The organism is Acinetobacter sp. ABJ-A23_2 (assembly GCF_044538765.1).
Classification (GTDB): domain Bacteria; phylum Pseudomonadota; class Gammaproteobacteria; order Pseudomonadales; family Moraxellaceae; genus Acinetobacter; species Acinetobacter nosocomialis_A.
Window position 1 is genome coordinate 1 of sequence record NZ_JBIUCP010000083.1, and the last position, 7,282, is coordinate 7,282.

Sequence of the window (7,282 nt, forward strand, 5' to 3'; positions counted from 1 at the left end):
ATATATAAGTTATTAATATTATATTTTCTCAAATTAACAACAGTAAAACTGACAGGATGAGTAAATCAAAAAGTAATAATTGTTTAATAAATAAGCCATTATAACAAGTGAAATGGCTTATAATTTTTCAGATAAAAACAGACTTACCAATAAATTTCAACCTATTATTAATAGAGAAACAAGCCTTTAAAAATAGTGATTTAAGTGGTTTTGTTTATTGATTTAAATCCTTAAAAATTTCTTCTAAAGTTATTCCAATCGCAAGCAATTGACTATCTTGATGAGCTAAGCCATCTATTTCAAATCCAATTGGCAGTTTTGATTTCGCACCTTTTCCAATAGGTAAACTCAGGCCCGGTATTCCAATATTACTGCCGGGGTCTGTATTTCGCATGAGTGTCTGAAAAGTTTCAATTGAATAGACGTCTTCGTTTGCTAGTGGTGCAACAATCGGTGATGTCGGAAATAATAAAGCATGTAAATTATGCGCTTTAAATGTGTTTTGGTAGAGTTCAAGCAATTGTGGACGAGCTTCACTAATCGCTTTTTCATACAAAGGTAAAACAGGAACAATTTGACCCGTCTGATCTAAAGTTAACTCAGGAAGAATATTCAGTTTAAAAATTGCCTGTACATCTGGACTTGAGATCTGATCGACTACAGCCTCTATGGTCAAATTTACTTGATGATCTTTCAAATATTGAATCAGGTCATATTTGCCTTCATAGATGGCCACAGGAAATGAAATAGCTTGATTGAGTTGTTCTAAATTTGGCATATCGACAGGAATAATTTCGACTCCTGCACTTTTTAAAAGCTCAAGCGCAATATGAGCCTGTTCATGAACGTCTTCATCTAAATGATTCCAAAAATATGAATTGATACCGAGCCGAATTTGATAAGGATCTAATGGTTCTTTTCTTGGTTCTTGAGTAATAAGCTCATCAATTAAAATAACATCAGATACGGTATGTGCAATAGGTCCAGCGGTATCTCGAGTATGTGAAATTGGGGTAATACCTTCTTGTGAATATCGTCCTACCGTAGGACGAAAACCCACACAACCATTTAAGGCACTTGGCAGTCGAATAGAAGCACCTGTGTCTGTACCCATAGCAATCGGAACCATACCCGCTGCAACAGCTACCGCACTACCCGAAGAAGACCCACCAGCAATATGTAACGGGTTTACGGCATTTCGTGTACCCACCACACCTTCTATATGCATGGCAGTATTATAACCAGTTACCCCAAAGGCCAATTCGTGCATATTGGCTTTACCAACAATGATTGCACCTTGATCAATAAGCTTTTGAATAACGGGCGCAGAAGTTTGAGGCCTAAATTGAGCTAAAGCTGGTGTGCCTGCACTATTTGGGAAACCTGCAACATGAATATTATCTTTAACCGCAATTAAAATACCCATCAAAGCTGGGCACGGTTTTCCACTCAGTAGATATTTATCCCAATATTGAGCTTGTTGAATTGCTGAAGCTTTATCTGTGCTAATAAATGCATTTAAGGATTGCTGTTTTTCAATCGTATCGAAGTAATGATGTACAAGCTCTTCACAAGATACTTTTCTCTCATGAATGAGTTTAGTAATGAAATCTACTGAAGCATTTGATAGATCAAGTGATTCGATCCAATTAATTTTTTCATTTGTATTTAACATAGTAATTTTTAATCCATTTAAGTTGTAATTTTAGAAACTTAGTACAAATTGCTCATTCATTCGCATCCTCAAAATTGAGGATTGCTTAAACTTTAATATCGAATGAGCAAGGCCATTTCTGTGCGATTATTACAGCCAATTTTTCTCATAGAATTGTTCAAATGAGTTCTTAATGTTGTAAAGCTAATATCCAGTAAATTGGCCACATCTTTATCACTTAAACCTTTAGTTACCAAGCGAACCACTTCTTGTTCCCGTGACGTCAGACCATATTGACTTGATAAATCACTGGGTAAGGCTTGAGTAAAATAAGGTTCAAGCAGGTTTAATATTCTTTTTTCACGTTCACTAAACGTGTCGGCATCTTTCGCACGCCAAATGCGTAAATCACCAATATCCATACCATTTCGGACAAAATAAATATTTATGCCGTGATATAAACCATAGGCTCTCAAAAACTCATTGTAATAGGGTGTTTTTTTCAGGTCTGCGAGAGGCATGACCTCGTTTACGAAAGTTGGTTTTTGACGTTTGCGAAGCTGTGCCGTAATCGGATCATCAAATTGCCAAACACACTCATAGTCCGTCATGGCTTTTGGGTCGATTTTCCATATCACACCTTCTTTCGATAAGTTATGGGTTGAATCCCAAATGTAAGATGCAGCGAAATCAGCCCGTAATAAAATGGCAATATCTGCAAGGATATTTTCACGTAAATTGTAGTGCCCTTTTCCTGAGCCAAGTTTCCATAATATTTCAGAAAACAATGTAAACTCAGACGGGCTGAAATCCTTTTCTAAAAGTACAGTCATAGTCTGCCTATTTAACGAAATCTATCGAATTTTAAGAAGATCGGTTAAGTGCTTCCTTTGAGCTTAATACCAATCCCATCCTTTTATTAACTTCTTAAAAGGAATATTTTTCCAGCGAAGTAAACAATTAGCTATGTGATAAAAGCAATATATACTTTCATCTAATACATATATATAAATACGAAATTAAAAAACCCGCTTCAAAAAGAAACGGGTCACAAAACAAAAAACTTTCAGCGCAGTATTTGATACTGATAATACAAATTAAAATATGTATTTACAATATATTTTAAGAATATAAGCGTTGAAATAGGATATTAGCCAACCACGTATTAAATGCTTGCTTTGATAAGAAAGATGGAGCTTGGAATAGATCGATATCAAAATTTAAATCATGATGACCAACAACTTTATATCGACCACCACCTAAAATAATGATGTTTGTATGAGGATATCTCAATGTTGTTAATGCATGGCCTAAGAATTTAGCTTGCTTTTCTTTATCGTGCTGATATGTCTTAAACTCATGTGAATTTACAAAGAGATCATATTCTCGATCTATTGTTGCCTTAATTTGCGTAAGTTCCACTTCGATCTCCTTATTATGGGAAATCTTTTTATAACACATAAAAACTCACTATTAGAGAGCTCTTAAGTTAAAAATTGATATCGATGTTATCGAAAACAGATGATGCAAAATCAGCTATATCTTTCCCGATTTCTACAATTAAATCTTTAACTTCAACTAGATCAGGATTCACAGAGTTAAGCACCGAGTTTTCCTGCTTTTGCTTATCCTCAATATCTAATTGCTTAACATTATTAATTGGGTCTATTTGATTTTGCATTAGGCTAATTATTCCTCAAAAGTCTGAAATTGCGGAGGAGCAAATAATGCCGTCTTATCCTTTGTGCAAATTCTTTCAATTCTCAAACCAAAATCTGTAGCCGCTTTTTCTTTTTCATCTTCTGTTGTATATAAAGGTGTCTCATAAGCCAAACCACTTACATGACCAAAAAAGTGATTGATATGGTAATTCAATATTAAATTTTCCTTATCTTGATCTAATGGAATAAGTAGCTTTTCAAGCAAATCAAGGGGCTTAATACCTGTCTGCCTTTCTAACATGATTTGATATGCTGCACTGTTAAGCTTTTTACAAACTGTTGATTCTTTTTCTTCAGCATGCAATAGAGTTCCAAGTGACATTAAAATTACTATAAGTATTAGTCTCACGTATGTATCCCCATATATACAAAACAGTAGCACAATAAAAACTAACGGGATTTTTCAACATTTTCAGCTAAACAAGTAGCTAATATCGTTGCATAGTTATATGTCATCTGCGAAGTATATTCTGATGTATCCTGATCCTTAGCTTTGTAATCATTATTTCTGTAAATTTCTTCAACTATTTCCTTAAAATCTTTAGTTAGAGTTTTACCTGTATCAAGATCTGTATATAAAACTTCTAATCCTTTTGCCCTATCTAAAGCAATTTCTTTAGGAACATTGTCAACTTTCCAAAATGCGCTCATGACATAAGTTTGTGCTTTGTTCTCACAATATCCTGCATGCCCCCAAATAGGTAAAAGTATTAAAGAAAGAAGTATTTTATTCATGCGCTACGCTTTAATAAATTTAAAGCCCGCGAATGCGAGCTTTATCTACTTAATGAATTACTATAACTTCGACCACTATAACGCAAAAATAGCATTTACCCTGTACAGGGTCAAGTTCTAAAGTCCTAAACAATTCAATTATCTCAGACACCTAAGATTTTTTTAACAACAAGAGCATCATCCAAATATCCAACAATATAATGCGGTTGGAAATACTGTGTTTTTGCCCTTAAGTTCTGAATCTCTGGTTTAACATTATATGGAGGGTTCGTTAATAAATAAGCCGAAACAAAATCATCCGTGTCATAAAAATTAAACCAATCTCCTTTTAATGAAGAAGGCTTAGTACGATCTTTAAAATAATCGTAAAATACAGGAATGCCTAAAGGAGAGCCTAAAGTTACTAACCGAGAAATCTTATAAGAGGAATTTAAATGCTGTAGAGCATCTAGACAAACAGCACTACCAAGAGAATGCCCAACCAATACAATTTCTTTAGAAGGATCCTTTTTTATCTCACTTAATAATTTTTCTCTCACTTGTGATCTATATTGTTCATTCTCAAGAAATAGATTTGCTTCTTTGGCAAATATCTTAAGCACCCACGTATGAAGTTTTTGAAATCTACTCGTAATTTTGATCAATGCCTTCGCACCTTTATCTATAAAGGAATATGGAGCTAAAGTACTTTTTAAATTAACAGGAATTCCTTCAATAGGTAATGTTCCCATCTCATCAGTACTATCTCCCTCCATTGAGTCAGCAATATTGATTAAAATATCCTGCTCATCTAATGACAAATCATTGAAGTTTTTTTCAAAAGCATGAAATCCACTGGTCTGTAAATCAAAGAAGACTTTATTAGAAGTTGGAGTATTTAAATAATCTTTTACCAGATCTCCATAGTAAATAAACTCAAATTCTGTTGTAGCTGGAACATTCGGTATATGTGCCTGAAATACTCCCTCTAAGAAGGCTTCTATCCATATCTTTTTCAATGTTTCAGGATCTTTATCAGTCTGGTTGATCCCGTGTACCATTATTATTTTCATGACTTTATCCTTTTAATTATATTGAAATTTTATTATATTCTTTTAAATATTAAGTGCAAACATAAGCCAGTTCAAAGCATAATATTTATATTAAACTCATCTAAAATATCTTGAATGAAATCTCTAGAAGTCGTTGCCGCAGTTATCCAACACCAGGATAAAATTTTATGTGCCCTTAAAGGTGAGCATAAGTATCCCTATTTATCGAATAAGTATGAATTCCCAGGTGGTAAAGTCGAGGCTGAAGAGACACTCGAGCAAGCACTCATTCGAGAAATTAAAGAAGAGCTCAACCTGGATATTGAAGTAACAGAGTATCTGTTAACTGTAGAGCACGCCTACCCCAACTTTAATATCGAGCTGGCCACTTTTATGTGCGTGACTAAGACTATTGAAGAATTGGCTTTAAGTGAGCACCGGGATGTACAATGGTGCACTATCGATGAATTAGAACAGCTCGACTGGGCAGCTGCTGATATCCCCATCGTGAAATACTTACTTGATAATAAGACTGCAGCATGTTGAAAGATTTTAGACAATTAAAACCAGGTACTATTTTAGATAACGACGGATTACGTGATTACTTCCTTTGCTCACCTCAGGGCGGAATGCGTAGATCTCATAAGACCAATACCCTCATCATTATTTCAAACCATGTAGAGTCCGTCTATGAAGATAGATGGATCGGTGATGAGCTGCATTACACCGGCATGGGCCAGGTCGGTGATCAGGGATTGATAAATCAAAATAGAACACTAGCTGAAAGTAATAGTAATGGTATTTCTGTTCATCTTTTTGAAGTGTTTGTCGATAAAGAATATATCTATCAGGGTCCTGTTACTCTCGTAGGAGATCCCTATCAAAAGATTCAACCTGATGCCAATAAACAAGATAGGTTAGTCTGGATATTCCCAGTTAAATTGTCTGATTCTAATACAGCAATTAGTGTCGAGACCATAGAGCGAACTAGTCAGAAAAAGCAGCGCAAGTATAAGAAGAAATCGATTGAGCAATTAATGGCAGATGCTCAAGCTACAGCACAAACGCAAGTAAGCTATCGTAATACCAAGACGAAATACTTCATTCGTTCTGATGCTATTGCCCAGCTTGCGAAGCGTTTAGCGAATGGCATTTGTCAGCTCTGTGAACAACCTGCCCCTTTTAAAGATCAAAATGGTGAGCCCTACCTAGAAACCCACCATATTGAATGGTTAGCGCACGGCGGGCCAGATACCGTCGAAAATACGGTAGCGCTTTGCCCGAATTGCCATAAGAAAATGCATGTTGTGAATGCTGAGGCAGATCGGGAAAAGCTCTTATTAAAGACAAGAAATTTACAAACACATTCTTAAAACATACTCATTTCATAGAAAAAGTAATGGATAAATAATGGAACAGTTTTTAAAACGTATATCTTTTTTTCTTATCTACTTACCCGCATTAGTATATGCCTGTCAATTTGCCTATTATGCAGGATTAGGCGAGCCTTTAAATATTCACGTTACTTCTTTGGGTTTAAATTACCCAGAAGTAGTGTTAATGGGATATTTATATATTTCTCTACCAGTACTACAATTTATTCTTTGGTCAGCAATATCTATAACTTTGATCTTATGTATTGTGTTTGTGACTTTCAGTATTCGCTGGTTACAAAAGCATAAAGGCACAAAAATTGAATATCGTGAATATATTCAAAAAAGTTTCAAAAGAGTAAGAATCTGCTTAGATAAACAAAAAAAGGATTTAATAAAAGCAATTAATTCTTTCCTTGGAATTTTAGGCTTATACTTTGTCATATTTATTTTTACTTTTTTATTAATTCTATTTTACTATAAATTAGGGATAAAAGAGATTGAAGATAAAGTTCAAGAAATTTTTAATTCACAGGCTTGTGATGCTTCAGATGGATATATAACTTCCAACAATACAAAAGTAAGAGTCAAAACTATTTTATGCGGTTACAACAAATGCTATGGAATTTCTTTAGATAATAAAGAAGCTATTATTTACCCACCAGAACAAACTGCACAACCGATTTCAAGAATTAAAAAGTTAAAAGAAGCACCTTAAGGTGCTTCTTTTAGTAAAAGATTTTCGACTGAATTATAAAATATATCAAC

10 protein-coding genes are annotated in these 7,282 nt (G+C 34.4%); 3 read left to right on the forward strand and 7 right to left on the reverse strand.

Annotated features, from left to right (window positions below; genetic code table 11):
- Positions 1-214: 214 nt before the first annotated feature.
- The 7 genes from iaaH to ACH63V_RS17635 all read right to left on the reverse strand — a co-directional run bounded on the left by iaaH (position 215) and on the right by ACH63V_RS17635 (position 5,162).
- Positions 215-1,675, reverse strand: coding sequence for an indoleacetamide hydrolase (gene iaaH / locus ACH63V_RS17605; protein WP_396464256.1), 1,461 nt, complete (start codon positions 1,673-1,675; stop codon positions 215-217).
- A gap of 92 nt (positions 1,676-1,767) precedes the next feature.
- Positions 1,768-2,487, reverse strand: a complete 720-nt coding sequence (locus tag ACH63V_RS17610) for a response regulator transcription factor (RefSeq protein ID WP_396464258.1) — start codon at positions 2,485-2,487, stop codon at positions 1,768-1,770.
- Positions 2,488-2,776: 289 nt separating this feature from the next.
- Positions 2,777-3,076, reverse strand: coding sequence for a hypothetical protein (locus ACH63V_RS17615; protein ID WP_151760142.1), 300 nt, complete (start codon positions 3,074-3,076; stop codon positions 2,777-2,779).
- Positions 3,077-3,143: 67 nt separating this feature from the next.
- Positions 3,144-3,335, reverse strand: coding sequence for a hypothetical protein (locus tag ACH63V_RS17620; protein WP_151760141.1), 192 nt, complete (start codon positions 3,333-3,335; stop codon positions 3,144-3,146).
- Positions 3,336-3,343: 8 nt separating this feature from the next.
- Positions 3,344-3,697 (reverse strand): hypothetical protein, encoded by a 354-nt coding sequence (locus tag ACH63V_RS17625; RefSeq protein ID WP_396464262.1) that lies wholly within the window; start codon positions 3,695-3,697, stop codon positions 3,344-3,346.
- 68 nt (positions 3,698-3,765) lie between these two features.
- The gene (locus ACH63V_RS17630) at positions 3,766-4,110 is read right to left on the reverse strand and encodes a hypothetical protein (protein ID WP_151760139.1); all 345 of its coding nucleotides are present in this window, start codon (positions 4,108-4,110) and stop codon (positions 3,766-3,768) included.
- Positions 4,111-4,253: 143 nt separating this feature from the next.
- A complete protein-coding gene (locus tag ACH63V_RS17635) occupies positions 4,254-5,162 on the reverse strand; it encodes a lipase family alpha/beta hydrolase (RefSeq protein ID WP_372539256.1) in 909 nt (302 codons plus the stop codon).
- Positions 5,163-5,276: 114 nt separating this feature from the next.
- On the opposite strand from ACH63V_RS17635, the gene ACH63V_RS17640 reads away from it, so the two are divergent.
- From ACH63V_RS17640 to ACH63V_RS17650, 3 genes are read left to right on the forward strand one after another with little or no spacing between them, the layout of a single operon-like run.
- On the forward strand, positions 5,277-5,687 hold the full coding sequence (locus ACH63V_RS17640) for a (deoxy)nucleoside triphosphate pyrophosphohydrolase (protein WP_151760137.1): 411 nt from the start codon (positions 5,277-5,279) through the stop codon (positions 5,685-5,687).
- Positions 5,681-6,514, forward strand: a complete 834-nt coding sequence (locus ACH63V_RS17645) for an HNH endonuclease signature motif containing protein (protein ID WP_151760136.1) — start codon at positions 5,681-5,683, stop codon at positions 6,512-6,514. Before ACH63V_RS17640 ends, ACH63V_RS17645 begins: the two co-directional genes overlap by 7 nt.
- 37 nt (positions 6,515-6,551) lie before the next feature.
- Positions 6,552-7,232 (forward strand): hypothetical protein, encoded by a 681-nt coding sequence (locus tag ACH63V_RS17650; protein ID WP_017392728.1) that lies wholly within the window; start codon positions 6,552-6,554, stop codon positions 7,230-7,232.
- Positions 7,233-7,282: the final 50 nt, after the last annotated feature.

Bases quoted from the DNA above. Each gene is read 5' to 3' on its own strand.
- ACH63V_RS17625 (WP_396464262.1), bottom strand. From the start codon at position 3,697: ATGTCACTTGGAACTCTATTGCATGCTGAAGAAAAAGAATCAACAGTT.
- ACH63V_RS17650 (WP_017392728.1), top strand. From the start codon at position 6,552: ATGGAACAGTTTTTAAAACGTATATCTTTTTTTCTTATCTACTTACCC.
- ACH63V_RS17610 (WP_396464258.1), bottom strand. From the start codon at position 2,487: ATGACTGTACTTTTAGAAAAGGATTTCAGCCCGTCTGAGTTTACATTG.
- ACH63V_RS17635 (WP_372539256.1), bottom strand. From the start codon at position 5,162: ATGAAAATAATAATGGTACACGGGATCAACCAGACTGATAAAGATCCT.
- ACH63V_RS17645 (WP_151760136.1), top strand. From the start codon at position 5,681: ATGTTGAAAGATTTTAGACAATTAAAACCAGGTACTATTTTAGATAAC.
- ACH63V_RS17620 (WP_151760141.1), bottom strand. From the start codon at position 3,335: ATGCAAAATCAAATAGACCCAATTAATAATGTTAAGCAATTAGATATT.
- ACH63V_RS17640 (WP_151760137.1), top strand. From the start codon at position 5,277: ATGAAATCTCTAGAAGTCGTTGCCGCAGTTATCCAACACCAGGATAAA.
- ACH63V_RS17630 (WP_151760139.1), bottom strand. From the start codon at position 4,110: ATGAATAAAATACTTCTTTCTTTAATACTTTTACCTATTTGGGGGCAT.
- iaaH (WP_396464256.1), bottom strand. From the start codon at position 1,675: ATGTTAAATACAAATGAAAAAATTAATTGGATCGAATCACTTGATCTA.